We start from the raw sequence: 25,650 nt of genomic DNA, 5'->3' as shown, positions 1-25,650 counted from the left end.
TAATTTGTGTGGCCATGACCGCCCTGCCGAGTCCCCAACAGCTTCGCTATCTCGTCGCGCTCGCCGAGCACGGCCATTTCGGCCGCGCCGCCAGCGCCTGCGCCGTCACCCAATCGACCCTGTCCGCCGGCATCCTGGCCCTGGAGCGCCAGCTCGACGCCGCGTTGCTCGAGCGCACCGGCGGCAAGCGACCGGTCTTCACGCCCCTCGGCCGTGACCTGGTGGGCCGGGCCCGTTCCGTCCTGTCGGCGCTCACGGCCTTCGTCGAGGCGGTGGAGACGGCGCGGGACCCGCTGACCGGGCCGCTGCGCCTCGGCACCATCCCGACCATCGGGCCGTTCCTGCTGCCCCGGCTGATGCCGCGTCTGCGCCAGTCCTTTCCCCGGCTGCGGCTTTTCCTGCGCGAGGACCTGACCGAGCGGCTGGTCGAAGGCCTCGAAGGCGGCCGGCTGGACCTGCTGCTCCTGGCCCTGCCTTGCGACTGCGGCGACGTGGAGACGATGACGATCGCCGAGGATCCGTTCTCGGTGGCGCTGCCGACGGCCCATCCGCTCGCGGCGCGGGAGGAAGTGACGCCGGGGGCGCTGGCGGGCGAGCGCGTCATGCTGCTCGAGGACGGGCATTGCCTGCGGGATCACGCCTTGTCGGCCTGTGGCCTGCCCGGCACCGCGACGTCGCAGGAGTTCGCGGCGACGTCTCTCCATACGCTGGTGCAGATGGTCGGTGGCGGGCTCGGCATCACCCTGCTGCCGCGGCTCGCGGTGGCCGGCGGCGTCACCGCCGGAGCGGAGGTCGCCGTGCGGCCGCTCACCGGCACGTTCGGGCGGCGCATCGGACTCGCATGGCGCGCCCGCAGCCCGCGTGCGGAGGAGTTCCGCGCGCTCGCCCCCTCCATTGCCGCGGCGCTGTCCGAACGCTAGCAAGGCCTGAGAGGGCCAAGGGAGCCTCCGGCATGGCGCGGTTCGACCTCGGTGACGTTCTCGGTTCGGTGCTCGGCGGCGGGTCCGCCGCGCGCGGCACGACGCGGCGCCGCAGTTCATCGCGGGGCCAGCAGGATCTGGGGCGCGCGCTGGCGATGCTGGCCGGCGTGGCGATCGAGGCGATGACGCGGTCCCAGCAGCAGCCGACGCCGGCGCCCGCGCCGCCGCCGCGCGGCAAGGGTGATCCGTGGGGGCAGCCGGCGCCGTCCGGCAAGCCGGCGCCGTTGCCGGGCGGGCCCAAATCCGCGCCGCCGGCCCGCGGCAGCGTCCCACGCAGCGGACCCTGGGGCGACACGGCGCCCGCACCCGCCAAGCCCGGGCCGACCGATGCCTGGTCCCCGGTGCCCGGCGCGCCTGCGCCGCCGCCGATCGCGGCAGAGGACCGCGAGGGGGTGCTGATGCTCCGCGCGATGATCGCCGCGGCGAAGGCGGATGGGCATGTGGATGCCGAGGAACGGGCGCGCATCGCCGATCAACTCGACGCGGCCGGCCTCGGCAGCGTCGCGCGCGATGCTGTGCTCGCCGAGTTCGACCGAAGCGTGACGGCCGAGGCGCTGGCGCGCGAGGCCGCCGATCCGATGCTCGCGGCGCAGGTCTATGCCGCGGCGGTGGCCGGGGCGGGCACCATCGAAGGCGCCGAACGCGCCTGGCTCGATGCCTTCGCCAAGGCGCTGCGGCTCGACCGCGCCGCCACCGAGGCGATCGAGCGCCGCATCAGGGGAGGATGACACCATGCACGGCCTGAACGAGGCGGAAGCCCGGCTGCGCGACCGGGCGCGCGAACTGGCCCGCGAGGCCGCGGCTCAGGCGGCGGAGACCGACCGGTCCGAGCAGTATCCCTGGCCGATGGTCCGCCGGATGACCGAGGCCGGCTTCCTCGGCCTGACCGTGCCGAAGGAATGGGGCGGGCCGGGCCTGTCCTATTTCGACGCGGTCCTCGTCATCGAGGAATTCTCGAAGGCCTGTTCGGTCTGCGGCCGCATCGCGGTCGAGGCGAACATGGGCGCGATCGGCGCGATCATGGCCTACGGCACCCCGGCGCAGAAGAAGATCGCCGCCGAATGCGTGCTGTCCGGCGACAAGCCGGCCATTCTGATCACCGAGCCCGAGGCCGGGTCCGCAGCCACCGACATGCGGACGCGCGCGGTGAAGCGCGGCGATTCCTGGGTGATCGACGGGGACAAGACCTGGATCACCGGCGGCGGCATCTCCCGCCTGCATCTGGTCTTCGCCCGCGTCATCGAGGACGGGGAGGAGAGGGGCGTCGGCGGCTTCATCGTCGTGCGCGACGGCGACGCCATGCCGCCAGGGATGGAGGCGCGGCGCATCCCGTCCATGGGCCTGCGCGGCATGCCAGAGGCCGACGTGACCATGCGCGGCCTGGTGGTGCCGGATTCGATGGTGCTGCGCCCGCCCGGCGGCTGGGCGCGCGGCTTCGGGCGGCTGATGGACGCCTATAACGGCCAACGCGTCGGCGCGGCGACGGTCGCGCTCGGCCTCGCGGCCGGGGCCTACGACCATGCGCTGGAGCGCGCCCAGGCGCGGCGCCAGTTCGGCCGCCCGATCGCGGAGTTCCAGGGCCTCGCCTGGATGCTCGCCGACATGTCGATCGAGGTGGAGGCGTCCCGCGCGCTGGTGTGGCGCGCGGCGCGCTCGGCCGGGCCGAACGGCTTCCCGGACCGGCTCGCCGCGGCGCAGGCGAAGGTGATGGCCGCCGACATGGCGATCCGCGTCACCAACAACGCGCTGCAGGTCTGGGGCGCGGCCGGGTATTCGCGGAACAACCCGATGGAGCGCTACGTCCGCGACGCGCGGATGTTCGCCATCGCGGGTGGGACGGCGCAGGTGCTGCGCACGCAGGTCGCCGAGCAGATCCTGGGCCGGAAGCTGCCGCAGACGCGCGACGGGTTCGTGCGCATCGCGGAGGAAGAGCGCGCCGCGCGCCGGTCGGCCGCGGACTGAGGAGGCGGGGAGGGCGTCCGCCCTCCCGGCGTCGCTCGCGCAGGATCCGGCGCTCCGGAGACCGAAGGGTCGCCGGATGCTCCTGTTCTTGAGGCTTTCACGGGGCTGCGGGCCGGCCGGGCGCTGCGCATACGCCGTCATCACGAAAACATTTAACTATTTGGTTGACTATTTCGCGCTGCGCCCCGATATTCAACCTCATGGTTGAATTGAATTCCCCGCCACTCGATGCCGTCTTCCACGCGCTCGGCGATGCGACCCGCCGGAGGATGCTGCGGGACCTGGCCGGCGGTGCGCGGACGGTCGGCCAACTCGCCGAGCCCTTCGCCATCTCGCTGGCGGCGGCGTCGAAGCACGTGAAGGCGCTGGAGAATGCCGGCCTGCTCCGGCGCGAGGTGCGCGGCCGCACCCACTACTGCCGCCTCGAGCCCGGGCCGTTGGCCACGGCCCATCAGTGGCTCGGCTTCTACGAGCGGTTCTGGACGGGCCGCCTCGACGAGCTCGAACGCCTCCTTCGGGAGGAGGCCGAGAAAACCCCCCCAAGGACAGGAGACGACCGATGAACGACCTCGCGACGCTGGACGCCCATGGCGTCCTGACCGAGCCCATGACGCTGCAGATCCAGCGCCTGCTTCCCGGACCGATCGAGCGGGTCTGGGCCTACATCACCGACAGCGACCTGCGGCGGCAGTGGCTCGCGGCAGGCGAGATGGAGATGCGGGTCGGTGCGGCCTTCGAGTTCATCTGGCGCAACGACGAGCTGAACGACCCGCCGAGCCGGCGCCCCGAGGGCTTCGACGCGGAGCACCGTCTGGAATGCTGGATCACCGAACTCGACGCGCCGCGCCGACTCGGAGTCACCTGGGGACGCAGCGACGGGGTGACCTTCGAACTCGCGCCGGTGGGCCAGAAGGTGCTGCTGACGATCACCCACCGCCGCCTGCCGGATCGCGACCTGCTGCTGAAGGTGTCGGCCGGCTGGCATGCCCATCTCGACGTCCTGGCCGCGCGCGTGTCGGGCACGGTGCCGCCGCCCTTCTGGGACGAATGGCTGCGCCTGAAGGCGGAGTACGCGGCCCGCATCGCGGAGTGACGCGTCACGCCCGATCCGATCCGCCACGCCGGGTTCCCGCGGCAGTGTGGTCGGATCGGGCGGATCGGCACGGTTGCGGCGCGCTGCGAGGTTGACTTGCCGCAACCGCCCTCCTAGAAGCGCGGCCTCACGAGGTAAGCCATGAAGATCCGCAATTCCCTGAAGACCGCGAAGACCCGCGACAAGAACTGCGTCCTGGTGCGTCGCCGCGGCCGCGTTTACGTCATCAACAAGAAGAACCCGCGCCTGAAGGCCCGCCAGGGCTGAGGCCCCGGGCCTCTCGAGGCTGCGAAGGGGGGCTCGGCCCCCCTTTCTATTTGCGCGGGGCGGCGCCACCGCCGCCGGCCGGCGTCAGGATCTCGGCCCCGATGCCGCCGCCCTGGCCCTGCGTCCAGGTGCCGCGGAGGCTGCCGTCCGGCTGCACGGCATAGGCCGCCGCGCCGATCTGGTTCCCCAGGACATAGCCGACCACCAGCAGCGGGCCTTCCGGGATCAGGAAGCCGACGCCCTGCGCGCGGTCGCCGCCGACCTGCCAGGTGACCCGCCAGGTGTTGTTGCCGGTCGAAGCGAGCGTCGCCGTGCCCTGGTAGCGCGACCCGTCGGCGCCCTGGCCCTCGACCGCATAGGTCCCGGCCTGCTGGGCGAGGGCGGGGCCTGAGAGGGCGGCCAGCAAGGCCGCGGTGGCGAGGGTGGGTCGCATCTCGGTCGGTCTCCCCAGGATCGTTCCGGGGCCGAGCCTGCACGCTTCGGCCCCGCCGAGGCAATGCTTGCCCCGTCCGTCCGCGATGCGCATCTTCCGCGCATCGAGAGGAATGCCGCCGTGATCGCGCTGCCCGCCCCCAAGCCTGAGATCCTCGCCCGGCGCGAGGAGATCGTCGCGGCCCTTCGCACCATCGTGCCCGGGGACGGGGTGATCGGCGAGCCGACGCGGCTCAAGCCCTATGAAACCGACGGCCTCGCCGCCTATCGCCAGGTGCCGCTCGCGGTCGTGCTGCCGACGACGACGGGGCAGGTCGCCGCCGTGCTGCGCTACTGCCACGAGACCGGCGTGCGCGTGGTGCCGCGGGGGGCGGGGACCTCGCTGTCGGGTGGTGCGCTGCCGCTGGCGGATGCGGTCGTCGTCGGGCTGATGCGCATGAACCGAATCCTCGAGATCGACCTCGATGACCGCTTCGCCGTGGTCGAGGCGGGCGTCACCAACATCGGCATCACCAAGGCGGTGGAGGGCGACGGATTCTTCTACGCGCCCGATCCGTCGAGCCAGCTCGCCTGCATGATCGGCGGCAATGTGATGATGAACTCGGGCGGCGCGCATTGCCTGAAGTATGGCGTCACCGCGAACAATCTGCTCGGCGTGAAGTTCGTCACCATCGAGGGCGAGATCATCGACATCGGCGGCGCGCATCTCGACGCCGCGGGATACGACTGGCTCGGGCTGATCACCGGTTCGGAAGGCCAGTTGGGGATGGTCACCGAAGTCACCGTGCGCATCCTGCGCGGGCCGGAAGGCGCGCGCGCCATGCTCGCGGCCTTCAAGGGCACCGAGATCGCCGGCGCGGCCGTGGACGCCATCATCGGGTCCGGCATCATCCCTGTCGCGCTCGAGTTCATGGACAAGCCCTGCATCCATGCCTGCGAGGCCTTCGCCCACGCCGGCTATCCGCTCGATGCCGAGGCGATGCTGATCATCGAGGTGGAGGGCTCGGTCGCGGAGCAGGACGACCTGCTGAACCGCATCAAGGCGATCTGCGAGCGCTTCGACCCGATCAGCCTGAAGGTCGCCGAATCCGCCGAGCAGTCGCTCGCCATCTGGAAGGGGCGCAAGGGCGCCTTCGGCGCGGTGGGGCGCATCAGCCCGGATTACCTCTGCATGGACGGGACCATCCCGACCTCGGAACTGCCCTTCGTGCTGAAGCGCATCGGGGAGATGAGCACGCAATACGGCCTTGGCGTCGCGAACGTGTTCCATGCCGGCGACGGCAACCTGCACCCGCTGATCATGTTCGACGCCAACGATCCGGAATCCTTCCGCAAGGCGGAGGCCTTCGGCGGCGACATCCTGAAGCTCTGCGTCGAGGTCGGCGGCTGCCTGACGGGCGAGCACGGCGTCGGCGTCGAGAAGCGCGACCTGATGACGGTGCAGTTCACCGCGCGGGAGCTGGACCAGCAGCGCGCGATCAAGACCGCCTTCGATCCGCAATGGCTGCTCAACCCGTCCAAGGTCTTCCCGCTGGAAGGCGCGCCCGTGCCGCTGGCCGCCGAATGAGCGACCTCATCGCTCCCGCGGACGAGGACGGCCTCGCCGCCGCCATCGCCGCCGCCCATGCCGCGCGCGAGCCGGTCGCGATCGAGGGCAACGGATCGAAGCGCGGCCTGCTGCGCCCGGTGCAGGCCGCGCGCACCGTCTCGACGCGCAACCTCTCGGGCATCACGCTCTACCGGCCCGCCGAACTCGTGCTGTCCGCACGCGCCGGCACGCCGATCCCTCAGATCGAGGCCGCGCTGGCCGAGAAGGGCCAGCACCTGATTGCCGAGCCACCCGACACGCGCGCGATCTTCGGCAGCGACCGGCCGGCGACGCTGGGCGGCATCGTCGCGGCGAACCTGTCGGGGCCGCGGCGCATCACCTGGGGCGCGATGCGCGACCACGTCCTCGGCATCCGCTTCGTGAACGGGACGGGGGAGGTGCTGCGGTCGGGCGGGCGGGTGCTGAAGAACGTCACCGGTCTCGATCTCTGCAAGCTGCTCGCGGGGTCCTACGGGACGCTCGGCGTGATGACGGAGATCACGCTGAAGGTGTTGCCCGCACCGGAGGCGACGGCGACGCTGCTGGTCGCGGTGCCGGATGCAGCGGCCGGCGTGCGGGCGCTGTCGGCGGGGCTGGGGAGCCCCTTCGGCGTCTCGGGCGCGGCGCTGGTGCCGGGGGAACCGCTGCTCGCGGCGCTGCGGATCGAGGATTTCGCGCCGTCCGTGACCTACCGCATCGGCCGGCTGCGCGAGACGCTGGCCGGCTTCGGCGCGCTGACGACGATCGAGGGCGAGGCAAGCCGCGCCTTGTGGCGCGACGTGCGCGACGCGACGCCGCTCGCCGCCCAGCCGGGGGAGGCGATCTGGCGCCTGTCGGTCCGTCCATCGGCCGGACCGGCGGTGGTCGCGGCCGCGGGCGCGCTGGGCGGCCGCGCCCTGCTCGACTGGGGCGGGGGTCTCGCCTGGGTGGCCGCGCCGGCGACGGCCGCGGCACATGCCGCGCTGGTTGCAGCGGCCGAGGCGTCTTGTGGCGCCTGCACGCTGTTCCGTGCCCCGGAGGATCTGCGGCAGTCCGTCGCCGTCCTGCCGCAGGAACCGGCCCCGCTCGCCGCCATCGGGCGGCGGGTGAAGGCCGCGCTGGATCCGGCGGGAATTCTCAATCCGGGTCGGATGCGCGCCGGCGCCTGACGCCGGGGGTGCCAAACCGCAACCTGGGCGTGCAAGACTGAGCCCCATGTCATCCCTGCCGCGCTCGCTGCGCTCCTTCGCTCTCGCGGTCGCCCTGGGTGTGCCGCTGCCCGCCGCCGCCCAGGCGGCCGGGGACCACATCGATGTCACCGTCGTGACGGTGGAGGGGATCAACGCCCAGGATTGCGGCGGCCGGACCGCCCGGCTCGCGGAGCAGTCGCGGACGCTGTCGCTCGCGACGTCTCCGCCCTACGACCTCGCGCCGGGGCTGCGGACCTTCTACGACCACGTCCTGCGGCTGGATTCGAATGGCGAGCTCAGTTCGACCGCGCAGCTCAGCACCGTCTACGTCACCGGCTACACCAGCGCCGGCGAGCCGATGCAGCGGGCGGTGTCCCCCTTCGTGCGCGTGGAGGTGGCGCGTCCGGCCGGCACGCCGGCCGATGCGCCATCGCGCCTGTCGATCTCCTGGCTATGGCTGCAGCGGCTCGCGCAGAGCAACGACCCTGCGGGCCGGATCATCGAACGCCCCTTCCTCCATCGCTTCGACTTCGTGGGGGAGGTGACGACCACCTACGGGACGTGGGGCCAGGCCGTCGCACCCTGCCGGACGGGGACGGACGGAACATGGGTGGGCGCGGTGGCGGTCTGGACCTACCTGCCGCCCTGAGCGCGAGCGCCTATCCGCCGGCCTCGCGCACCGAGAAGCGCGCCTTGCCCTCGGTCTCGAGCTGCTGGCGCCGGGCCTCGATCTGGCGCTGGACCGCCTCGCGGTCGCCGCGGCTGTAACGGTAGGCGCGGCACGCGGCGTTCCATTCGGTGACCGCGGCGTTGAAGGCCTGCACCTGGCCCTGCTTGGCGCCGCGCATGTCGGGGCGCGCCGCCTCGATCCGGATGTCGTTGAACATGCACCAGCGCAGCTCGGTGCGGCTCAGCGTGCGCTCGTTGCCGCCATTCGCGGGCTTGGCCTCGGTGAAGTCCTCGGAACAGGCCGTGAGCGCCAGGACGAGAGCGAGGAGGACGCCCAGGGATCGTGACATCAAACGTCTCCTCCTCGGTCGGGTGGGATCGCGGACAGAGGACCGCCACCATGACGAAGCGCGCGCAGCTTTCCGCGTTGTGGTGCCGCCCAAAGCCTTGAAGTCGAGGTGGATCGAGGGCCCCACGGTCGGTGCCGCTGATTTACCACGCCAGATGGCCGTGTCTCGCCTCCCGTTCCGTGACGGCGCGCACAGGATCGCCACCTGCCCGCAAGAATGGAGATGCGGACCGGCTGTGCCACGACATGATTCAGGCCTCGTCGGTGCCGCCGGCGTTGCCGCGGGGATTGTGTGCGGGCCGTCCCGCCGCCACCCTCCGCCTCAGCCAACGACTCGAAGGAAACGGCCATGGCGGCGCGCAAGCACAGGATCGCGGTGATTCCGGGCGACGGGATCGGCAAGGAGACCACGCCCGAGGGGCTGCGCGTGCTCGACGCCGCCGCCCGCCGCTTCGGCTTCGACCTGGACCTGGTCCACTACGACTGGTCCTGCGAGACCTATGCGCAGACCGGCAAGATGATGCCGGATGACGGCATGGACCGGCTGCGCGACAGCGACTCCATCTTCCTCGGCGCGGTGGGCTGGCCCGGCGTCCCGGACCACGTCTCGCTGTGGGGCCTGCTGATCCCGATCCGCCGGCAGTTCGACCAGTATGTGAACCTGCGCCCCTGCAAGCTGCTGCCGGGTTCGAAGACCCCGCTCGCCAACCGCGGGCCCGAGGACATCGACTTCTACGTGGTGCGCGAGAACACCGAGGGCGAATACTCCTCCATCGGCGGTCGGATGTTCCCCGGCACGGATCGCGAATTCGTCTCCCAGCAGACTGTGATGACGCGCATCGGCTGTGACCGGGTGATCAGGTATGCCTTCGAACTGGCGATGACGCGCAAGCGCAAGAAGGTGACGTCTGCCACCAAGTCGAACGGCATCACCTTCACCATGCCCTACTGGGATGAGCGCTTCGCCGAGATGGCGAAGAACTACCCGGGCGTGACGACCGACCAGTTCCACATCGATATTCTGTGCGCGCACTTCGTGCAGCACCCGGACTGGTTCGACGTGGTGGTGGGATCGAACCTGTTCGGGGACATCCTGTCGGACCTCGGGCCGGCGGTGGCCGGGTCGATCGGCATCGCGGCCTCCGCCAACATCAACCCGGAGAAGACCTTCCCCTCGATGTTCGAGCCGGTGCACGGCTCGGCGCCGGACATCGCGGGCAAGTGGATCGCGAACCCGATCGGCCAGATCTGGTCCGGGGCGATGATGCTCGAGCACCTCGGCGAGAAGGAGGCGGCGGACTGCATCGTCGCCACCATCGAGCGGCTGCTGGCCGAAGGCGGGCCCCGCACCCGCGACATGGGCGGCCAGGCGGGCACGGTGGATGTCGGCAAGGCGATCGCGGAGGCCGTCGCGGCGGGCTGATCCCGCAGCGCAGGCCGGCATTGCGCGGGGCGGGGCTCCATGACGGCCCCGTCACTTGAACGCGCGTTCAGGTGTCGCTACTCTGGTCAAGTGTTGCGAGTGATTCGCAACTGATGTGTCGGAGGGTTGGCCATGGGCCGCGACTTCAGCCACATCGCCCGGCGGTGCGAACGGGCGGTGGTGACGGCCTACCGGGAACTGCGGGAGCAGGGGTCGGGCGACTTCAGCGCCTTCGGCGCCTGCACGGCGCTCTATCGGATCCATCATCCGGAATCCTCGGTGAACGAGGCGCGGCGGCTGGTGGCCGAATGGATCGATCACCATATCGTGCGCGGTGAGACCGGGCCGACCGACGGCTGCCTCTGCGATTGACGCCAACGGCGCTCTTCGGCGCCGTCACGCGGTGTGAACCAGTTCACACCCCAGCCTGTCGACACCTCGACGGATTCGCTGCCGCAACATAGCCTTGCGCGAGGCTGGCTGCATCGGATCGGAGACAGGCGACATGGCGTACATCACCGTCAAGCACACGGCCGAGGCCGCCAAGGCTATCTATAAGAACAACGATTTCGAGGGCGGCGTTCAGCTCGGCGGGTTCTTCGACCCGAAGAACGACGATCGCCTCGGCTGGCACAAGGACGGCGATGCCGGCGGCGGTTCTGCCGGCTTCTACCGCTTCAGCGGCGGTGCCGACCAGTACATCCTGAGCTTCCGCGGATCCAAGGGTGCCAAGGACTGGAAGGTCGACGACGTCCAGATCGGCATGAACACCGAGGTCGACCGCGCGCATGACTGCATCGAATACGCGCGCAGCATGCAGGCGGCCTATCCGCGTGCCTTCATCATGGTCACGGGGCATTCCCTGGGCGGCTTTCTCGCGCAGGTCGTCGGCGTGATGTGCGACATGCCCTTCATCACCTACAACGCGCCGCCGGCGGGTCGGGCCCTCGCGCACAACCGGGAGGCGCAGCGGTTCCGGAAGGGCGTGAACTTCCGCGTCAACTGGGATCCGGTGAGCCGCGCGCCGGGCCGCCACATCGGGCCGCTCATCACGTTGCCGCATGTCGGCATGAACATCCTCAACGCCCATACCGGCGCGGCCTTCATGAAGGCGATCGACCGGGCGGCCTTCCGCGATACCGTCGCCATGGCGTTCATCACGCGTCAGAACATGTAGCCGAGGCGCGCCCATGGTGGTCGAAGCGCAGCGGCTGTCCTAGCGTCCGTCCCGGACCGCGCCGCGCCGCGCGGCGCGTCCCGGGTCCGGCGCCGGCCTTCACGCCCGCCTGGCTACCCTTGTCGGACGCCGTCCGGGGTGGCCCGGTCGCGGTGTCGCAGGCGCCGGCCGTGGCAAAGGGACCCTGGCCTGGCCGCATGCATGACGTGATCAAGCAATCGACCGAATGGGTCGCCGTGGCGGTGGAGGCCGCGGCGGTCCTCGTCGTCGCCCTGGCTGTCGCCCAGGCGGTGCTCGGCTTCCTGCGCGCCTTCCTCACCGGTGACGGCGAGGCGACGCCGATGGGCGACGCGGTGCGGCTGCGGCTCGCGCGGTGGCTGATGCTCGCGCTCGAATTCGCGCTCGCGGCCGACATCCTGCGCACCGCCATCGCGCCCGGCTGGGACGAGATCGGCAAGCTCGCCGCCATCGCCGCGCTGCGCACCGTGTTGAACTTCTTCCTGCAGCGCGAAATGGAACACGCCGCCCGCATCGGGCGGTGAGCGCCGTCAGGCCGCCGGCTTCGCCCAGGCGATCGAGGCGCGCGCCAGCGCGTCGATGGTGTCGGCGACGGGGAAGGGCAGCGCAGGCCCCGCCGCGATGCCGAGCGGGATCTCGGTGCAGCCCAGCACCACGGCCTTGGCGCCGCGCGCGATCAGCCGGCGCGCGATCTCGGCGAGCGGGGCGTAGGATTCCGAGATCCGGTTCGCCTTCACGAGGTCGATGGAGGGCATGACGATGCGGTCCATCTCCTCCTCGGTCGGGACCAGGCAGTCGAAGCCGCGCGCCTCGAGCCGTGGCTGATACAGCCGCATCGCCAGCGTCCCCTTGGTCGCCATCAGCCCGACCGTGCCGCCGGTCAGGCCAAGGCGCAGGAGCTCGTCCGCCGCGGCGTGGACGATGTGCAGGATCGGCAGGCGGGTCGCTTCCTGCATGGGCTCGAACCAGCCATGGGCCGTGTTGCAGGGGATGGCGATTGCGCCGCAGCCGGCGGCCTCGAGGCCCCGGAGACCGCGCATCAGCCAGGGCAGGGGGTCCTCGCCGCCGGCGATGCGTGCGGCCGTGCGGTCGGGTACCCGCGGGTCGGACCACAGGATCGAGGGGATGTGATCCTGGTCCCGCGATGCGGGTGTGAGCAGCGTCAGGCGCTGCATGAAGGTGGCCCCGGCGAGCGGCCCCATGCCGCCCAGCACGCCGAGGATCCGCGCTTCGCTCATCCGAACACTCCGTCCCAGGTCAGCTTCACGCCCGTCACGGCCAGCAGCCCGTAGAGCACGCGGTAGAAGACCGTGTCGGGGACGTGCTTCTGCATCCAGATGCCAAGATAGACGCCGACGGGCGCGAGCGGGAGAAGCACCGCGCTGGTCGCGAGGTTCCCGGGCGAGAGGTTGCCGAGGAAGAAGTAGGGGATGAGCTTCACGTAGTTCATCACCCCGAAGAAGACGACGGTCGTCGCCGCCATCACCTGCCGATCGAGCCGGCGAGGATAGAGGTAGATCGCGAGCGGCGGCGACCCCGCATGGGCGATGGTGCTGGTGAAGCCGGAGGCCGCGGCGCAGAGCCCGCCCTTCACCGGGTCGTGGGGCGCGGCCGGCGGCGGCAGGCGGTGGCGCGACAGCCAGAGCGTGCGCCCGAGGAACAGAAGGGTGGTCACCCCCACCATGGACAGGATCGCCCGGTCGGACATGAACCGGAAGGTCAGGGCGCCGATGAGGATGCCGGCGAGCGCGCCGGGGATCAGCACGCGCATCTCGCGGTGGTCCCATTTGCCCCACCACGCCTTCACGCCCGAGATGTCCATGGCGCAGAGCAGCGGCAGGGCGATGCCCGCCGCGACCGGTGCCGGCACCGTCAGGGCCATGAGCGGCACCAGCAGGTTTCCCGCGCCCGAGGCGAAGCCCCCCTTGCTGATGCCCGTCAGGAGCACGGCAGGTATGGCGAGGGCGTAGAACCAGGGGTCGGTGACGAAGGGCAAGGCGGGGTGACGCTGGATGGGTCAGCGTGTATGCCACGTCTCCTCATTCCCGCCCATCCCGGACCATCGGACCATGGAACACCTCAACGATCCCGTTTGGCTTTTCGCCCTCGCGGCCGCGATGGCGGCAACGGGGCTCGTGTCGGGCACGCTGGCGGGGCTGCTCGGCGTCGGCGGCGGCATCGTCATTGTGCCGCTGCTGTTCAACGTCTTCCCGCTCTTCGGCATCCCGGAGAGCGTCCAGATGAAGATCGCGGTCGCGACCTCGCTCGCGACCATCATCCCGACCTCGATCCAGTCGGCGCGCAAGCACTACGCGAAGGGGGCGATGGACGTGGCGCTGCTGCGGTCCATCTGGCCATCCATGCTGGCCGGCGTGGCGCTCGGCACCTTCCTCGCGGTCTATGTGAAGGGGGAGGGGCTGACGGCGGTCTTCGCCGTGGTGGCGCTGATGGTGGCGCTGAACATGGGCTTCACCGGCGTCGAGTTCAAAATCACCGACACCGTGCCGGAGGGGCCGCCCCGGCAGGCGCTGGGCCTCGGCATCGGGTCGGTCAGCGCCATGATGGGGATCGGCGGCGGGACGCTCGGCGTGCCGATCCTGTCGATGTGCGGCGCGCCGATCCGCAGCGCGGTCGCGACCGCCTCGGCCTTCGGGCTGATCATCTCGATCCCGGCAACGATCGGCTTCATCTGGGGCGGCTGGTCGGACCCGCTGCGGCCGCCCTATTCGATCGGCTACGTGAATCTGGTCGGCTTCGCGCTGATCGCGCCGACCTCGATCCTGGCAACGCCGTGGGGCGTGCACCTTGCGCACACCATCCCGCCGCTGTGGCTGAAGCGCGCCTTCGCGGTGTTTCTCGCGGTGACCAGCCTCCGGATGTTCTGGAAGCTGTTCACCTGAGGATGCCGAACCGGCCGCGCGGCGCTAGGCCGCCGGCCGGTGGTCCTTGAACATCTCCCGCAGCTTCGTCTTGAGGATCTTGCCCGTCGCGGTGTGCGGGATCTCGTCCACCACCACGAGGTCGTCGGGCAGCCACCACTTCGCGACCTTGTCGGCGAGGAAGTCGCGCATCTGCGCGAGGGTGGGCGACAGCACGCCCGGCTTCATCACCAGGATCAGCAGCGGGCGTTCGTCCCATTTCGGGTCCTTCATGGACACGACCGCGGCCTCGGCCACGCCGGGATAGCCCACCGCCGCGTTCTCGAGCGCGATGGAGGAGATCCACTCGCCGCCGGACTTGATGACGTCCTTCGACCGGTCGGTGATCTCCATGTAGCCGTTCTCGTCCATGGTCGCGACGTCGCCGGTGTCGAAGAAGCCCTGTTCGTCGAGGATCTCCTCCTCCTCGCGCCGGAAGTAGCGCCGGGCGACGGCCGGGCCCTTCACCTTCAGCCGGCCGAAGGTCTCGCCGTCCCAGGGCTGTTCCTTCCCTTCGTCGTCGGTGATCTTCATCTCGACCGTGTAGGGCGGGGTGCCCTGCTTCGCCTGCAGGCGGAGCATGTCGTCGCCCGTGAGGTGCGCCACCTCCGGCTTGACCGAGAACAGCGTGCCGACCGGGGAGAGCTCGGTCATGCCCCAGGCGTGGATGACGCGCACGCCGTACTTCTCCTGATACATCTTCGTGATCGCCGCCGGGCAGGCCGACCCGCCGATCGCGACCCGCTGCAGGCTGTCGATCCGTGACCCGGTCGCTTCCATGTGCTGCAGCAGCATCATCCAGACCGTGGGCACGGCGGCCGAGAAGGTGACGCGCTCGCGCTCGACCAGTTCGTGCACCGAGGCGCCGTCGAGCTTCGCCCCCGGCATGACCAGCCCGGCGCCCACCATCGGCGCGCAGAGCGCGAGCGACCAGCCATTCGCATGGAACATCGGCACCACCGGCATGACGCGATCCGCCGCGCCCAGGCCGAAGGCGTCCACCTGGTTGCAGACCATGGCGTGGATGACGTTGGACCGGTGCGAATAGACCACGCCCTTGGGGTCGCCCGTGGTGCCGGAGGTGTAGCAGATGCCCGCCGCGGACTGCTCGTCCACCTTCATCCAGGCGAAGTCGCCGTCCACCTCGGCGATCCAGTCCTCATAGGCGACGGCATTGGGCAGCGTCGTCTGGGGCATGTGCGCGGCGTCGGTCAGGATGACGAAGCGCTCGACCAGCGGCAGCTTGTCGGCCAGCGCCTGGACCAGCGGCACGAAGGTGAGGTCGAGCATCATGATGCGCGACCCGGCATGGTTCATGATCCAGGTGATCTGGTCCTGGAACAGCCGCGGATTGACCGTGTGGTAGACCGCGCCGGCGCCGGCGATGCCGTACCATGCCTCGAGGTGCCGCCAGGTGTTCCAGGCCAGCGTCGCGACGCGGTCGCCGGGCCTGATGCCGTCCCGCACCAGGCGCTGCGCGACCCGCAGGGCGCGGGCGCGGATGGTGGCGTAGTCGGTGCGGTGGAAGGGGCCCTCGACCGAGCGGGTCACGACCTCTCGCTTCGGGTGCTGGATCGCCGCGTGGTCCAGCACCGTGTGCATCAACAGCGGCCAGTCCTGCATCAGGCCAAGCATGGCGTATTCCCCTCCCTGCGCAGCCCCGGGGGCCGCTTTGCCGAGAAGGCTACACCACGGATTCCGCTGCCGTCAGCAGGGTGGAGCGATCACTCCGCCGGGACGAGGACCGCCAGCCCACCGGCCCCGACCGCCCGCCGCCACGGCAAGGCGAGGGCATAGAGCGCCGGCACCACAAGAAGCGTCGCGAGCGTCGCCAGCGTCAGCCCGCCGATCATCGCGATCGCCATCGGCCCCCAGAAGACCGACAGGGTCAGCGGGATGAAGGCGAGCACGGCGGCCAGCGCCGTCAGCAGCACCGGGCGGGTGCGGCGGACGGTGCTCTCGACGATGGCGGCGCGAAGGTCGAGCCCGGCCTCGAGATCCTGGCGCACCTGATCCACCAGGATCTGCGTGTTGCGCATGACCATCCCGGCCAGCGCGATGACGCCGAGCAGTGCGACGAAGCCGAAGGGCGCGCCGAGGGCCAGCAGCGCGAAGGCAGCACCCGGGATGCCGAGCGGCGCCGTCGCCAGCACCAGCGCGACCCGCCCGAAATGCCGCAGCTGGACCATCAGCAGCACCAGCATCACGGCGATCATCACCGGAAACAGGGCGAAGAGCGCGGCATTGGCCTTGCCCGATTCCTCCGCCGCGCCGCCGGCCTCGATGCGCAGGCCGACCGGCAGGGAGGCGATCACCGGGTCGAGGCGCGCACGCACCGCGGCCGAGACGTCCGGCCCCTGCAGTCCCGGCGCGACGTCGGCGCGGACGGTCAGGTAGGCTTCGCGGTTGCGGCGATACAGGATCGGCTCCTCGGCCTCAGGCAGCAGCCGCGCGACCTGGGACAGCGGTACCGGCCCCGACGGCGTGGCGAGGGAGAGGTCGGCGAGCGTCTCCGTCGTCAGGCGTTCGGCGGCCGGGGCGCGAAGGACGACGTCGACCAGGCGGTTGCCCTCGCGGTGCTGCGTCGCGGTCACGCCCGTCAGCAGCAATTGCAGGGAGGAGGCGACCTGCGCCGGGGAGAGGCCGAGCTCCGCCACGCGGGCGCGGTCGAGTTCGAGGCGCAGCGCCGGCGCGCGCTCGCCCCAATGGAGTTGCACGTCGCGCGTGCCGGGGGTGGCGCGCATCACGGCCATCACGTCCTCGCCGGCGCGGCGCAGCGCGGCGGGGTCGTCGCCATGGATGCGGAACTGCACGGGGAAGCCGACCGGCGGGCCGAAATCGAGCCGCGAGACGCGCACCCGCGCCTCCGGCACCAGCCCGTCCGCGACCAGGGCGTTGAGCCGGTCGCGCAGGCGTTCGCGCGCCGGCACGTCGCGCGCCTGGACGATGATCTTGGCGAAGGCCTCGTTCGGCAGGTCGGGGTTCAGCGCCAGGAAGAAGCGCGGCGAGCCCTGGCCGAGATAGGTCGTCACCAGCCGCGCATCGGGGTCGCCCTCGATCGCCTGCTCGATGCGCTGCGCGGCGTCGAGCGTCGCCGCGTAGCCGGCCCCCTGCCGCAAGTTGATGTCCACCAGCAGCTCGAGCCGTGCCGAGGTCGGGAAGAACTGCTTGCGGACCTGGCCCATGGCCGCGAAGCCGGCGACGAGGACGAGGAGCGTCGCGCTGATCACCGCCACGCGGTGATCCACCGCCCAGCCGACCAGGCGGCGCAGCGCGCGGTAGCCGCGCCCGTCATAGGCGTCGTGGTGCGACCCTGGCTTGGGCGAGGGCAGCAGCTTCACCCCGAGCCAGGGCGTGAACAGCACCGCCACGAGCCAGGAGGCGACGAGGGCGATGCCCACCACCCAGAAGATCCCGCCCGCATATTCGCCCGCGGTGGACCGCGCGAAGCCGACCGGCAGGAAGCCCGCCACCGTCACCAGCGTGCCCGAGAGCATCGGCCCGGCGGTGGAGGTCCAGGCGAAGGTCGCGGCCTTGGCGCGGCTCCAGCCTTCCTCGAGCTTCACGACCATCGCCTCGATGGCGATGATCGCGTCGTCGACCAGCAGGCCGAGGGAGAGGATCAGCGCGCCGAGCGTCACGCGCTCGAGCTCCATCCCGGTCGCGAGCATCACCAGGAAGACGATGGCGAGCGTCAGCGGCACGGACAGCGCGACGATGATCCCGGCCCGGAAGCCGAGCGAGAGGAAGGAGACCAGCATCACCACGCCGAGGGCGGCGACGAACTTCATCAGGAACTCGGCGATGCTCTCCTGCACCACATGGGCCTGGTCGACGATCTGCGTGACGGTGATGCCCATCGGGATGACGCGGCGCTGCGCCTCCATCGCCGCGGCGAGGTCCTGGCCGAGCGTCAGCACGTTCACCCCCGGCTGCTTCGCCACCGCGAGCAGCACGGCATTCTCCCCGCCCTGGCGGATGCCGCTCGACGCCGGATCGGCGAAGCCGCGCGTGACCTCGGCGATGTCGCCGAGGCGCAGCGAGCGGCCATTGGCGGCGACCGGGACCTCGCGCACCGCGGCGAGGCCGTCGAAGCCGCCATCGACGCGCAGATGCAGCCGCGTCGCGCTGCCTTCCACCACGCCGGCCGGCGTGACGGGGTTGTGGCGGGCCAGCGCGTCGAGGATCGCCTGCGGCTGCAGGCCGAGTGAGGCGAGGCGCGCATGGGCGACCTCGACATGGATGCGCTGGGGCTGTTCGCCGAAGATCCTGACCTTGTCGACGCCGGGCACGCGCAGCAGCCGGGCGCGCAGCGCCTCCGCCTGGCGGACCAGTTCGGCGTTGTCGGCGCCGGTCACCGCGTAGATGGCGGACCAGACGTCGGAATACTCGTCGTCGAAGAAGGGGCCGATGACGCCGGCGGGCAGCATGTGCCGCATGTCGCCGACCTTCTTGCGCACCTGGTACCAGAGGTTCTGCACCTCCCGCGGCGGGGTGGTGTCGCGCAGCACCACGGTCATCGCGGCCTGGCCGGGGCGGGTGAATGTCTCGACGCGATCCAGCCAGGGCAGGTCCTGCAACCGGCTCTCGATCGGGTCGGCGACGTGGCGCTGCATTTCCTCCGCCGTGGCACCCGGCCATTGCGCGGTGACGACCATGACCTTGATGGTGAAGCCGGGATCCTCCGCGCGGCCGAGGCGCAGATAGGCCATCGCCCCCGCGGCGCCGAGCATGACGATGAGGAACAGCGTCAGCGCGCCGTTGCGCACGCCCCAGTCGGAGAGATTGAACCCCATGGCGGCGCGGCCCTAGCGAAGCGTCGCGGCGGCGCGGTTCTGCACCACGCGCACATTGGCCCCGGGATCGAGCAGTTGCGGGCCGAGGGCCACGATGCGGTCTCCCTCGGCGAGCGGGCCGCGCAGCGCGACCTGCGTCTCGCCGAGCCGCGCGACCTCGACCGGCACGGCGACGACGCGCTCGCCCTGGACCTTCCACACCATCGGCCCCTGGCCGCGGTCGTGCAGGGCGGAGGCCGGCAGCAGGGCGACGGGCTCGCTTTCCGCGCGCAGACGGATCGTGCCGGTCATGCCGAGCGCGGCCCAGTCCGGCGCGGCGGGCAGCGAGAAGCGCGCGGAATAGGTGCGCAGCATCGGGTCGGCCTGGGGCGCGACCTCGCGCAGGCGGGCGAGGATGGGCTCGTTCGGGCGCGCCCAGAGCACGGCTTCGGCCTGCGCGCCGGCGAGGCCGGGAAGGGCGCCTTCGGGCACCTGGACCATGAGCTCGCGCTCGGCGGGGTCCGCCATGCGCATCACGGCCTGGCCCTCGGCGACGACCTGGCCGACCTCGGCGACGAGGGCGGTCACGACGCCATCGGTCGGCGCGCGCAGCACGGTGTAGCCGAGCCGGTTGCGCGCGAGGTCGAGCGCGGCGCGGGCGGAGGCGACGCGTTCCTCCGCCGTGCGGGCCGAGGCCTGGCGCTGGTCGTCATAGGCCGCGGCGACATGGCCGGCGGCGAGCAGGGTGCGGGATCGCGCGGCATCGGCCGCGGCGCGGCGGGATTCGGCCTCGGCGGCGGCGAGGTCGGCCTCCGCCGCCCGGACCGACAGCGCGATGTCGGCCGGGTCCAGCCGGGCGAGTTCCTGCCCGGCGGTCACGATGGTCCCGACATCGACCAGGCGCGCCTGGACGCGGCCACCGGCGCGGAAGGCGATGTCGGCCTCGCGCCTGGCCTTCACCACGCCGGCGAAGGCGCGGGGCTGCTCGGCCGGGACGAAGCGGATCTCGGCGACCTGGACGGGCTTGGGGGGCTCGGGGGCGGCGGCCTGGCCGGCGCCGTCGCGGCAGGCGGGCAGGGCGGCGAGCAGTGCGAGGGCGGGAAGGGCGCGACGCATGGCATGGCTCCTGGGCTCGCGCCAGGATACTCCTGCTATCTGATAAAAGTCAATAATCGTCAGTAATCAGGAATCAAGCCTCAGGCCCCGGATCAGCAGGTCCAGCATCTCCTCCAGCTCGGCGGCCATTTGCGCCTCGTCCATGGCGCGCTTGTCGAGGGCATCGGCGATCAGCTCGGGGTGCATCCAGCACATGGTGCCCTGCTTCATCATCCGCGCCGCCGTCGCGGGATCGACCGGCGCGAAATCCCCCGCGGCGATGCCGTCGGCGACGATGCGGGCCAGGGCGGCCTCGATGCGCGCGATGAAGGCGGCGACCACGCCCCAGTGCTCGGTCATGGCGGCCGAGACCATGTCGTGCATGCGCTTCTGGGAGAAGAACAGCGCCAGGTGCCGGTCGTGCAGGGTGCGGAGCACCGCCTTGAGCCGTTCGCCCGCGCTGCCCGACCCGGCCGCGATCGATTCGAGGTCGCCGGCCACGCCCTCGAGCAGGCGGGCGGCGATCGCCTCGTTAATCGCGCTCTTGGAGGGGAAGAAGCGGTAGACGTTCGCGGGCGACATGCCGATCTCGCGCGCGATGTCGGCCACGGCGGTCTTCTGGTAGCCCAGCGTGCGGAACAGGTCCCAGGCGGCGTCGAGGATCCGCTCGCGGGTGGCGGCGGCGCGGTCTTCCTGCTCGGACGCAGTGGTTCTCATGGCGCTGAAGAAATCCGTCAGTCGTCAGGCGGCTATAGCAGCGCGCTCCGGCGGACGTCACGGTTGCCCTCGATCGTGCGTCGCACCATTTTGCGACGGGGCGCGGTGCCCCCGAGGAGATCGTGCCGTGGCAGGCGTGCCGGATGTCAGCCCGAAGGAAACCTGGGAAGCGCTGCGGAACGATCCGCAGGCCGCGCTTGTCGACGTGCGCACCGATGCGGAGTGGAACTTCGTCGGCCTGCCCGACCTGACCAGCATCGCGAAGCAGACCGTGCTGGTGCCGTGGCAGATCTACCCGACCATGCAGGTGAACGGGCATTTCGCCGACCAGCTGCACAAGGCGGGGCTGACGCCGCTCCACAAGGTCTACTTCATCTGCCGGTCCGGCGCGCGATCGCTCGCGGCCTGCCAGGCGGCGCAGGCGGCGGGCTTCCCGCACGCCTTCAACGTCGCCGACGGCTTCGAAGGCCCGGTCGACCCGCAGGGGCATCGCGGCGTCGTGGCGGGGTGGAAGGCGGACGGGCTGCCCTGGCGCCAGCGCTGAGGCGCGGGCATCCTCCCCGCCATCGTCCTGATGGGGAGAACGCCGTGACGCCACTGCCGCTCAAGTCCGAATTCCTATTCCGCATCGTCCTGACCGTCGGCACGCCGCAGATGGTCGGCACGGCACGCAACGGGGAACTGCGCATCATTCCGGTGACCGGCGGCACCGCCGAAGGCCCGCGTTTCAAGGGCGAGGTGATGCCCGGCTCGGCCGCCGACTGGCTGCGCGTCGACCCCGACGGCACTGCGCACATGGATGTCCGGCTGACGCTGAAGTCGGTAACCGGCGGCGTGGTCTACATGCATTACAGCGGCATCCGCACCGGCACGCCGGAGGTGCTGGCTCGGCTCAATTCCGGCCAGACCGTCGATCCGTCGGACTACTATTTCCGCACGGCGATGCGCTTCGAGACGGGCGCGCCGGAGCTCGCCTGGATGAACAGGATCCTCGCGGTGGGCATCGGGCAGCGCCCGCCGTCGGGCCCCACCTACGACGTGTACGCCATCGCCTGAGGCACAGCGGGGGGAGGGCGCTCCCCCCGATCGGTCCCTATTGGACTCGCTCGACCATCACCGGCGACCGGCCGCCCGGCCGCGGCACGGTCCATCGTTCCGCGTCAGTTCCGCGGCACGTCGAGCCGGCTGAGAATCGGCCGCCAGAGCTCGTCCGAGCGGCGCAGGAAGTCCGTGAAGTCCTGCGGGCTGCCGCCGGCGAGGAACTGACCTTCGTTGGTCAGCCGTTCGCGGATGCGGGAGTCCTGCAGGGCCTCGTTGGCGGCAGCGTTGGTGCGTTGCACGACTTCGGGGGGCGTGCGCGCGGGCGCGAGCAGGCCGAACCAGGACAGCGCGTCGAGGCCTGGCGCGTAGTCGGCGGCGGTCGGCACCTCCGGCGTCGATTCCACCTTGCGCGCGCTGGTCCACGCGATCAGCCGGCCCTGCTGGTTGCGGTGGGCGGGGATGGCGGTGCCGCCCGCGACGATCAGCATGTCGAGGTCGCCGGCGAGGAACGCCGCGAGCTGCGCCGAATCCCCGCGATACGTCACGTCCTGCATGGTGATGCCGAGCCGCTGCATGACCATCAGCATCGCGACGTTGGTCAGCGTGGTCGGCCCGTTGGTGCCGTAGGTCATCTGCCCCGGCCGTGCCTTGGCCGCGGCGACCCAGGCCGCCACGTCCACCGGCCCACCCTGCAGGCGAGTGAGAATTCCGAAGGGGAAGGTGGTCGCCAGCGTCACCGGGGCGAAGTCGTCGACCTTGTAGGGAAGGTTGGGCACGATCACCGGATTGATCGTCAGCGTCGTGCCGGCGGCCATCAGCAGCGTCAGCCCATCGGGGCGCGATCGCGCGACGTATTCGGCGCCGATGATGGTGTTCGCACCCGGCCGGTTCTCCACCTGCACGGGCTGGCCGAGGACGGTCGTCATGCGCTCGGCCATCAGGCGGCTGACGATGTCGGTGCTGCCGCCCGGCGCGAATGGGACGACGATGGTGACGGGACGTGCCTGGCTGCTGCCCTGCGCGAGGGCAGGCGCCGGAAGCGCCGCGATCGCGGCCAGCAGCGGACGGCGGGGAAGGCGGAAGGTCATGGGCGGCAATCCTGGCGAATGTCCCTGGACCGCGCTCTGCCGGCGCGGATCCCGGGCATCATCGCCCAGTCAGCGCCGACCGGCCAGTTGCCGGTTCTCGAGCCGGCTGAGCAGCCGGACCACCGGCCAGAGCAGGATGAAGTAGGCGATCGCCGCGGCCATGATCGGCGAGGCGTTGTAGGTCACGGATTGCGCCTGGCGCGCCTGGAAGAGCAGTTCCGGTAGCGCGACGACCGAGGCGATGGAGGTGAGCTTCACCACCTCGAGCGTGTTGGAGATCAGGTCGGGCAGCACGTTCCGCACCGCCTGGGGCAGCACGACATAGGCCATGGTCTGCCCGCGGGTGAGGCCCGTGGAGCGCGCGGCCTCGATCTGCCCGCGCGGCACGCTCTCGATGCCGGCGCGCAGGATCTCCCCGTAATAGGCGCCGGTATTGAGGAAGAAGCCGATCGCCACCGCGCCCCATGCGCCGACATCGATGCCGACGAAGGGCAGGCCGGCGAAGATGAAGATCAGCAGCACGAGCGGCGGCAGGGCGCGGAAGGTGTCGACCCAGACGCGCAGCGGCCACTTCACCCAAGGGGCATGGAAGGTCGCCAGCACCGCGATGATGACGCCGCCGAGGAAACCGAGCGGCACCACCAGCGCCGAGAGCAGCAGCGTCGCCTTCAGCCCCTGTAGCAGGATCGGCGACGCCTCCTGCATGATCTGCCAGTTGAAGAAGGTGTCGAGGAACGAATCCATGATCAGCGCTTCCACGCGAAGCGCGTCTCGATCCAGCGGCCGAGCACGACGACGGGCAGGAACAGGACGAGGTAGGCGATCGCACCGAGGGTGAGCGGCGAGGGGTTGAAGGAGAAGGACACCCCCGCATTCGCAGCACCCAGGATGTCCGGCACCGCGACGACCGAGGCGAGGGCGGTGCCCTTGGTGATCGCGATGGTGCGGTTGGTCAGCGGCGGGATGGTGATGCGCAGCGCCTGCGGCAGCACCACGTAGCCGAGGGTCTGCACGAAGCCGAGCCCGGTCGAGCGCGCCGCCTCCCATTGGCCCCTCGGCACCGAGGTGATGCCGGCCCAGAAGATTTCCTCGGCGAAGGCCATCAGCACTAGCGTGAGCGCGAGCCACGATGCGGCGAAGCCCGACAGTTCCACGCCCGCGTTGGGCAGGCCGAAGAACAGCAGCACGATGATGACGAGCGGGGGCAGCGCGCGGAACAGATCCACCGTGAAGATGATCAGCCAGTTCAGCGGCCGGATGCCGAAGGCGCGGACCACCGCGAGCAGCAGGCCGAGCGCGAGCCCCGCGGCGATGATGCAGAGCGCGAGCACGACCGTCAGCCCGAAGCCCTCGATGATCTTGGGCAGGTACTGCGCCATGACGCGCGCATTGAAGAAGCTGTCGACGAAGCGATCCCAGTTGGTCATCGGATGGGCCTATGATCGCCCGACACGTCGAAGGACTGCTGCGGATGACACGAGGGACCCGGACCTGCCTGGCACTGATGGCGATGTTCTGCGTTGCGGCGGCGCCACCGCCGGAGGAGGAGCGCCTGGTGCCCGGCGGGCGTGCCGGGTTCGTCACGGACGGGGCGGGGGGATGCTGGCTCTGGGGCGGCGGCCTGCGCGCGGACGCCACGGACCTGACGGCATCCTGGACCGGCAGCTGCCCGGAGGGCCCGGCGGAAGGCGAGGGCCGCGGCGAGATCCACTGGCGCGAAGGCGGCATGCCGCGCGCGATGATCTATGAGGGCACGCTGCGGCGCGGCAAGTCCGAGGGCCAGGGTCGCCTGACCATCACCGCGGGCAAGGATGTGCTGGCGATCCAGCAGGGCCAGTTCCGCGACGACTTCTTCGTCTCCGGTCGCGTCGAACTGCCCGGCCCCCGCATCGTGTACGAAGGCGGCTGGTCCCGGTCCCATCCGAATGGCCGCGGCCGGTTGATCGTCGAAGGCCGCGTCATCCAGGGCGAATGGCGCAACGGTTGCCTGCGTGGCCCCCGCGGCTGGATCGCCTTCACCCGCCCCGCCCAGGAATGCGAAGGCACCGACACCTGAGGTGATGGTTTCCAAAGGCCCTTCGGCCTTTGGCGGGAGGGGTCCGGGGAGGGCGGCACCCTCCCCGAAGCACGCCGCGCCCATCAATGCCGCTCGATCTGCGAAATGAACGCCCGGGTCCGCGCATGCTGCGGATTGGCGAAGATCTCGGCGGGCTTGCCTTCCTCGACGATCGCCCCGTCGGCCATGAACACCACGCGGTCCGCCGCGGCCTTGGCGAAGCCCATCTCGTGGCTGACCACGACCATGGTCATGCCGTCCTCGCGCAGCTCGCGCATCACCGCGAGCACGCCGCCCACGAGTTCCGGATCGAGGGCGCTGGTCGGTTCGTCGAACAGCATCACGCGCGGTTCGAGCGCGATGGCGCGCGCGATGGCGACGCGCTGCTGCTGCCCGCCCGAGAGTTGCAGCGGGTAGTGGTCCGCGCGATCGGCCAGGTGCACGCGATCGAGCGCCGCCTTGGCCTTCGCCTCGGCCTCCGCGCGCCCCATGCCGAGCACCTTGCGCAGCGCGAGCATGACGTTCCCGAGCGCCGTCATGTGGGGGTAGAGGTTGAAGGACTGGAACACCATGCCGATGCGCTGGCGGGCCTTGTTGATGTCCGTCTTCGGGTCGAGCATGTCGATCCCGTCCACGGTCACCGTGCCCGAGGTCGGATCCTCGAGCCGGTTGAGGCACCGCAGCAGCGTCGACTTGCCCGAGCCCGAGGGGCCGATCAGGAACACCAGTTCCTTCTCGGCCACCGTCAGGTCCACACCCTTGAGGACGTGGAGGTGCCCGAAATGCTTGTGGATCGCACGGGCCTCGACGATCGGCCCGTGCGCGGTCATGGC

Annotated in this window: 29 protein-coding genes; 17 read left to right on the top strand and 12 right to left on the bottom strand. The window is 70.9% G+C overall.

Annotation, left to right across the window (positions count from 1 at the left end; translation table 11 throughout):
* The first annotated feature begins 14 nt into the window (after positions 1-14).
* The 6 genes from GWK16_RS12700 to ykgO all read left to right on the top strand — a co-directional run bounded on the left by GWK16_RS12700 (position 15) and on the right by ykgO (position 4,302).
* Positions 15-920 carry a hydrogen peroxide-inducible genes activator gene (locus GWK16_RS12700; RefSeq protein WP_170054321.1) on the top strand — a complete coding sequence of 302 codons (906 nt, stop codon included), beginning with the start codon at positions 15-17 and terminating at the stop codon, positions 918-920.
* Between the two features lie 32 nt (positions 921-952).
* Complete coding sequence (locus GWK16_RS12695) at positions 953-1,708, top strand: DUF533 domain-containing protein (protein WP_170054320.1); 756 nt, start codon at positions 953-955, stop codon at positions 1,706-1,708.
* A gap of 4 nt (positions 1,709-1,712) precedes the next feature.
* Positions 1,713-2,942, top strand: coding sequence for a 3-sulfinopropanoyl-CoA desulfinase (acdA, locus tag GWK16_RS12690; protein ID WP_170054319.1), 1,230 nt, complete (start codon positions 1,713-1,715; stop codon positions 2,940-2,942).
* Positions 2,943-3,142: 200 nt separating this feature from the next.
* Positions 3,143-3,505, top strand: coding sequence for an ArsR/SmtB family transcription factor (locus GWK16_RS12685; RefSeq protein WP_170054318.1), 363 nt, complete (start codon positions 3,143-3,145; stop codon positions 3,503-3,505).
* The gene (locus tag GWK16_RS12680; protein ID WP_170054317.1) at positions 3,502-4,035 is read left to right on the top strand and encodes an SRPBCC family protein; all 534 of its coding nucleotides are present in this window, start codon (positions 3,502-3,504) and stop codon (positions 4,033-4,035) included. The genes GWK16_RS12685 and GWK16_RS12680 overlap by 4 nt, the downstream gene beginning before the upstream one ends.
* 141 nt (positions 4,036-4,176) lie before the next feature.
* Positions 4,177-4,302, top strand: coding sequence for a type B 50S ribosomal protein L36 (ykgO, locus tag GWK16_RS12675; protein ID WP_137125466.1), 126 nt, complete (start codon positions 4,177-4,179; stop codon positions 4,300-4,302).
* Positions 4,303-4,348: 46 nt separating this feature from the next.
* Here the strand turns inward: ykgO and GWK16_RS12670 are convergent, their stop codons facing one another.
* Complete coding sequence (locus tag GWK16_RS12670) at positions 4,349-4,735, bottom strand: hypothetical protein (RefSeq protein WP_170054316.1); 387 nt, start codon at positions 4,733-4,735, stop codon at positions 4,349-4,351.
* A 120-nt stretch (positions 4,736-4,855) separates the two neighbouring features.
* Here GWK16_RS12670 and GWK16_RS12665 point away from each other — a divergent pair, with 120 nt between their 5' ends.
* Genes GWK16_RS12665 through GWK16_RS12655 form a run of 3 tightly spaced genes read left to right on the top strand, consistent with a single transcriptional unit; the run spans position 4,856 to position 8,140 of the window.
* Positions 4,856-6,301, top strand: coding sequence for an FAD-linked oxidase C-terminal domain-containing protein (locus GWK16_RS12665; protein ID WP_170054315.1), 1,446 nt, complete (start codon positions 4,856-4,858; stop codon positions 6,299-6,301).
* Entirely contained in the window at positions 6,298-7,470 is a 1,173-nt protein-coding gene (glcE, locus tag GWK16_RS12660) for a glycolate oxidase subunit GlcE (RefSeq protein WP_170054314.1), read from the top strand. The genes GWK16_RS12665 and glcE overlap by 4 nt, the downstream gene beginning before the upstream one ends.
* A 46-nt stretch (positions 7,471-7,516) precedes the next feature.
* A complete protein-coding gene (locus tag GWK16_RS12655; protein WP_170054313.1) occupies positions 7,517-8,140 on the top strand; it encodes a hypothetical protein in 624 nt (207 codons plus the stop codon).
* Positions 8,141-8,150: 10 nt separating this feature from the next.
* On the opposite strand, the gene GWK16_RS12650 is transcribed toward GWK16_RS12655, so the two are convergent.
* Positions 8,151-8,510 (bottom strand): hypothetical protein, encoded by a 360-nt coding sequence (locus GWK16_RS12650; RefSeq protein ID WP_170054312.1) that lies wholly within the window; start codon positions 8,508-8,510, stop codon positions 8,151-8,153.
* A gap of 348 nt (positions 8,511-8,858) precedes the next feature.
* Between GWK16_RS12650 and GWK16_RS12645 the strand changes: the two genes are divergently transcribed.
* The 4 genes from GWK16_RS12645 (at position 8,859) to GWK16_RS12630 (ending at position 11,651) form a co-directional block, all read left to right on the top strand.
* Positions 8,859-9,932: a tartrate dehydrogenase gene (locus GWK16_RS12645; RefSeq protein ID WP_170054311.1), complete on the top strand. Its 1,074-nt coding sequence runs from the start codon at positions 8,859-8,861 to the stop codon at positions 9,930-9,932.
* Between the two features lie 132 nt (positions 9,933-10,064).
* On the top strand, positions 10,065-10,304 hold the full coding sequence (locus tag GWK16_RS12640; protein ID WP_168039606.1) for a hypothetical protein: 240 nt from the start codon (positions 10,065-10,067) through the stop codon (positions 10,302-10,304).
* 133 nt (positions 10,305-10,437) lie between these two features.
* Complete coding sequence (locus GWK16_RS12635; protein WP_170054310.1) at positions 10,438-11,109, top strand: Mbeg1-like protein; 672 nt, start codon at positions 10,438-10,440, stop codon at positions 11,107-11,109.
* A 197-nt stretch (positions 11,110-11,306) separates the two neighbouring features.
* Positions 11,307-11,651: a DUF1622 domain-containing protein gene (locus GWK16_RS12630; protein WP_170054309.1), complete on the top strand. Its 345-nt coding sequence runs from the start codon at positions 11,307-11,309 to the stop codon at positions 11,649-11,651.
* Between the two features lie 6 nt (positions 11,652-11,657).
* Here GWK16_RS12630 and cuyB read toward each other — a convergent pair whose 3' ends face one another.
* A complete protein-coding gene (cuyB, locus tag GWK16_RS12625) occupies positions 11,658-12,365 on the bottom strand; it encodes a cysteate racemase (RefSeq protein WP_170054308.1) in 708 nt (235 codons plus the stop codon).
* Complete coding sequence (locus GWK16_RS12620; protein WP_170054307.1) at positions 12,362-13,123, bottom strand: sulfite exporter TauE/SafE family protein; 762 nt, start codon at positions 13,121-13,123, stop codon at positions 12,362-12,364. Before GWK16_RS12620 ends, cuyB begins: the two co-directional genes overlap by 4 nt.
* 73 nt (positions 13,124-13,196) lie before the next feature.
* Between GWK16_RS12620 and GWK16_RS12615 the strand changes: the two genes are divergently transcribed.
* Positions 13,197-14,027 carry a sulfite exporter TauE/SafE family protein gene (locus tag GWK16_RS12615; RefSeq protein ID WP_170054306.1) on the top strand — a complete coding sequence of 277 codons (831 nt, stop codon included), beginning with the start codon at positions 13,197-13,199 and terminating at the stop codon, positions 14,025-14,027.
* A 24-nt stretch (positions 14,028-14,051) separates the two neighbouring features.
* Here the strand turns inward: GWK16_RS12615 and GWK16_RS12610 are convergent, their stop codons facing one another.
* The 4 genes from GWK16_RS12610 to GWK16_RS12595 form a co-directional block, all read right to left on the bottom strand.
* Positions 14,052-15,680: a long-chain-fatty-acid--CoA ligase gene (locus GWK16_RS12610; RefSeq protein ID WP_170054305.1), complete on the bottom strand. Its 1,629-nt coding sequence runs from the start codon at positions 15,678-15,680 to the stop codon at positions 14,052-14,054.
* Between the two features lie 89 nt (positions 15,681-15,769).
* Positions 15,770-18,841, bottom strand: coding sequence for an efflux RND transporter permease subunit (locus GWK16_RS12605; RefSeq protein ID WP_170054304.1), 3,072 nt, complete (start codon positions 18,839-18,841; stop codon positions 15,770-15,772).
* 12 nt (positions 18,842-18,853) lie between these two features.
* Positions 18,854-19,936, bottom strand: coding sequence for an efflux RND transporter periplasmic adaptor subunit (locus GWK16_RS12600; protein ID WP_170054303.1), 1,083 nt, complete (start codon positions 19,934-19,936; stop codon positions 18,854-18,856).
* A gap of 66 nt (positions 19,937-20,002) precedes the next feature.
* On the bottom strand, positions 20,003-20,632 hold the full coding sequence (locus GWK16_RS12595; RefSeq protein WP_170054302.1) for a TetR family transcriptional regulator: 630 nt from the start codon (positions 20,630-20,632) through the stop codon (positions 20,003-20,005).
* A 127-nt stretch (positions 20,633-20,759) separates the two neighbouring features.
* Here GWK16_RS12595 and GWK16_RS12590 point away from each other — a divergent pair, with 127 nt between their 5' ends.
* Both GWK16_RS12590 and GWK16_RS12585 read left to right on the top strand, forming a co-directional pair.
* Positions 20,760-21,176 (top strand): rhodanese-like domain-containing protein, encoded by a 417-nt coding sequence (locus GWK16_RS12590; RefSeq protein WP_338144463.1) that lies wholly within the window; start codon positions 20,760-20,762, stop codon positions 21,174-21,176.
* A 44-nt stretch (positions 21,177-21,220) separates the two neighbouring features.
* Positions 21,221-21,688: a DUF3237 domain-containing protein gene (locus GWK16_RS12585; protein ID WP_211187340.1), complete on the top strand. Its 468-nt coding sequence runs from the start codon at positions 21,221-21,223 to the stop codon at positions 21,686-21,688.
* A gap of 104 nt (positions 21,689-21,792) precedes the next feature.
* On the opposite strand, the gene GWK16_RS12580 is transcribed toward GWK16_RS12585, so the two are convergent.
* The 3 genes from GWK16_RS12580 to GWK16_RS12570 all read right to left on the bottom strand — a co-directional run bounded on the left by GWK16_RS12580 (position 21,793) and on the right by GWK16_RS12570 (position 24,188).
* Positions 21,793-22,761 carry a tripartite tricarboxylate transporter substrate binding protein gene (locus GWK16_RS12580; RefSeq protein ID WP_170054300.1) on the bottom strand — a complete coding sequence of 323 codons (969 nt, stop codon included), beginning with the start codon at positions 22,759-22,761 and terminating at the stop codon, positions 21,793-21,795.
* Between the two features lie 69 nt (positions 22,762-22,830).
* Complete coding sequence (locus tag GWK16_RS12575; protein WP_170054299.1) at positions 22,831-23,505, bottom strand: amino acid ABC transporter permease; 675 nt, start codon at positions 23,503-23,505, stop codon at positions 22,831-22,833.
* A 2-nt stretch (positions 23,506-23,507) separates the two neighbouring features.
* Positions 23,508-24,188 carry an amino acid ABC transporter permease gene (locus GWK16_RS12570; RefSeq protein WP_170054298.1) on the bottom strand — a complete coding sequence of 227 codons (681 nt, stop codon included), beginning with the start codon at positions 24,186-24,188 and terminating at the stop codon, positions 23,508-23,510.
* A gap of 44 nt (positions 24,189-24,232) precedes the next feature.
* On the opposite strand from GWK16_RS12570, the gene GWK16_RS12565 reads away from it, so the two are divergent.
* Complete coding sequence (locus GWK16_RS12565) at positions 24,233-24,817, top strand: hypothetical protein (protein ID WP_170054297.1); 585 nt, start codon at positions 24,233-24,235, stop codon at positions 24,815-24,817.
* 83 nt (positions 24,818-24,900) lie between these two features.
* On the opposite strand, the gene GWK16_RS12560 is transcribed toward GWK16_RS12565, so the two are convergent.
* Positions 24,901-25,647, bottom strand: coding sequence for an amino acid ABC transporter ATP-binding protein (locus GWK16_RS12560; protein WP_170054296.1), 747 nt, complete (start codon positions 25,645-25,647; stop codon positions 24,901-24,903).
* Positions 25,648-25,650 lie beyond the last annotated feature (3 nt).

The sequence above is a fragment of the Neoroseomonas marina genome (assembly GCF_012927745.1).
Classification (GTDB): Bacteria; Pseudomonadota; Alphaproteobacteria; order Acetobacterales; family Acetobacteraceae; genus Neoroseomonas; species Neoroseomonas marina.
Note: the sequence above shows the minus strand (reverse complement) of the source record. Positions and strands in the feature narration are given on the sequence as shown.

Bases quoted from the DNA above. Each gene is read 5' to 3' on its own strand.
- GWK16_RS12580 (WP_170054300.1), bottom strand. From the start codon at position 22,761: ATGACCTTCCGCCTTCCCCGCCGTCCGCTGCTGGCCGCGATCGCGGCG.
- GWK16_RS12680 (WP_170054317.1), top strand. From the start codon at position 3,502: ATGAACGACCTCGCGACGCTGGACGCCCATGGCGTCCTGACCGAGCCC.
- GWK16_RS12610 (WP_170054305.1), bottom strand. From the start codon at position 15,680: ATGCTTGGCCTGATGCAGGACTGGCCGCTGTTGATGCACACGGTGCTG.
- GWK16_RS12700 (WP_170054321.1), top strand. From the start codon at position 15: ATGACCGCCCTGCCGAGTCCCCAACAGCTTCGCTATCTCGTCGCGCTC.
- GWK16_RS12695 (WP_170054320.1), top strand. From the start codon at position 953: ATGGCGCGGTTCGACCTCGGTGACGTTCTCGGTTCGGTGCTCGGCGGC.
- GWK16_RS12600 (WP_170054303.1), bottom strand. From the start codon at position 19,936: ATGCGTCGCGCCCTTCCCGCCCTCGCACTGCTCGCCGCCCTGCCCGCC.
- GWK16_RS12595 (WP_170054302.1), bottom strand. From the start codon at position 20,632: ATGAGAACCACTGCGTCCGAGCAGGAAGACCGCGCCGCCGCCACCCGC.
- GWK16_RS12635 (WP_170054310.1), top strand. From the start codon at position 10,438: ATGGCGTACATCACCGTCAAGCACACGGCCGAGGCCGCCAAGGCTATC.
- GWK16_RS12560 (WP_170054296.1), bottom strand. From the start codon at position 25,647: ATGACCGCGCACGGGCCGATCGTCGAGGCCCGTGCGATCCACAAGCAT.
- GWK16_RS12630 (WP_170054309.1), top strand. From the start codon at position 11,307: ATGCATGACGTGATCAAGCAATCGACCGAATGGGTCGCCGTGGCGGTG.
- GWK16_RS12685 (WP_170054318.1), top strand. From the start codon at position 3,143: ATGGTTGAATTGAATTCCCCGCCACTCGATGCCGTCTTCCACGCGCTC.
- GWK16_RS12640 (WP_168039606.1), top strand. From the start codon at position 10,065: ATGGGCCGCGACTTCAGCCACATCGCCCGGCGGTGCGAACGGGCGGTG.
- GWK16_RS12570 (WP_170054298.1), bottom strand. From the start codon at position 24,188: ATGACCAACTGGGATCGCTTCGTCGACAGCTTCTTCAATGCGCGCGTC.
- GWK16_RS12575 (WP_170054299.1), bottom strand. From the start codon at position 23,505: ATGGATTCGTTCCTCGACACCTTCTTCAACTGGCAGATCATGCAGGAG.
- GWK16_RS12650 (WP_170054312.1), bottom strand. From the start codon at position 8,510: ATGTCACGATCCCTGGGCGTCCTCCTCGCTCTCGTCCTGGCGCTCACG.
- GWK16_RS12565 (WP_170054297.1), top strand. From the start codon at position 24,233: ATGACACGAGGGACCCGGACCTGCCTGGCACTGATGGCGATGTTCTGC.
- GWK16_RS12605 (WP_170054304.1), bottom strand. From the start codon at position 18,841: ATGGGGTTCAATCTCTCCGACTGGGGCGTGCGCAACGGCGCGCTGACG.
- ykgO (WP_137125466.1), top strand. From the start codon at position 4,177: ATGAAGATCCGCAATTCCCTGAAGACCGCGAAGACCCGCGACAAGAAC.
- GWK16_RS12615 (WP_170054306.1), top strand. From the start codon at position 13,197: ATGGAACACCTCAACGATCCCGTTTGGCTTTTCGCCCTCGCGGCCGCG.
- GWK16_RS12645 (WP_170054311.1), top strand. From the start codon at position 8,859: ATGGCGGCGCGCAAGCACAGGATCGCGGTGATTCCGGGCGACGGGATC.
- glcE (WP_170054314.1), top strand. From the start codon at position 6,298: ATGAGCGACCTCATCGCTCCCGCGGACGAGGACGGCCTCGCCGCCGCC.
- cuyB (WP_170054308.1), bottom strand. From the start codon at position 12,365: ATGAGCGAAGCGCGGATCCTCGGCGTGCTGGGCGGCATGGGGCCGCTC.
- acdA (WP_170054319.1), top strand. From the start codon at position 1,713: ATGCACGGCCTGAACGAGGCGGAAGCCCGGCTGCGCGACCGGGCGCGC.
- GWK16_RS12655 (WP_170054313.1), top strand. From the start codon at position 7,517: ATGTCATCCCTGCCGCGCTCGCTGCGCTCCTTCGCTCTCGCGGTCGCC.
- GWK16_RS12670 (WP_170054316.1), bottom strand. From the start codon at position 4,735: ATGCGACCCACCCTCGCCACCGCGGCCTTGCTGGCCGCCCTCTCAGGC.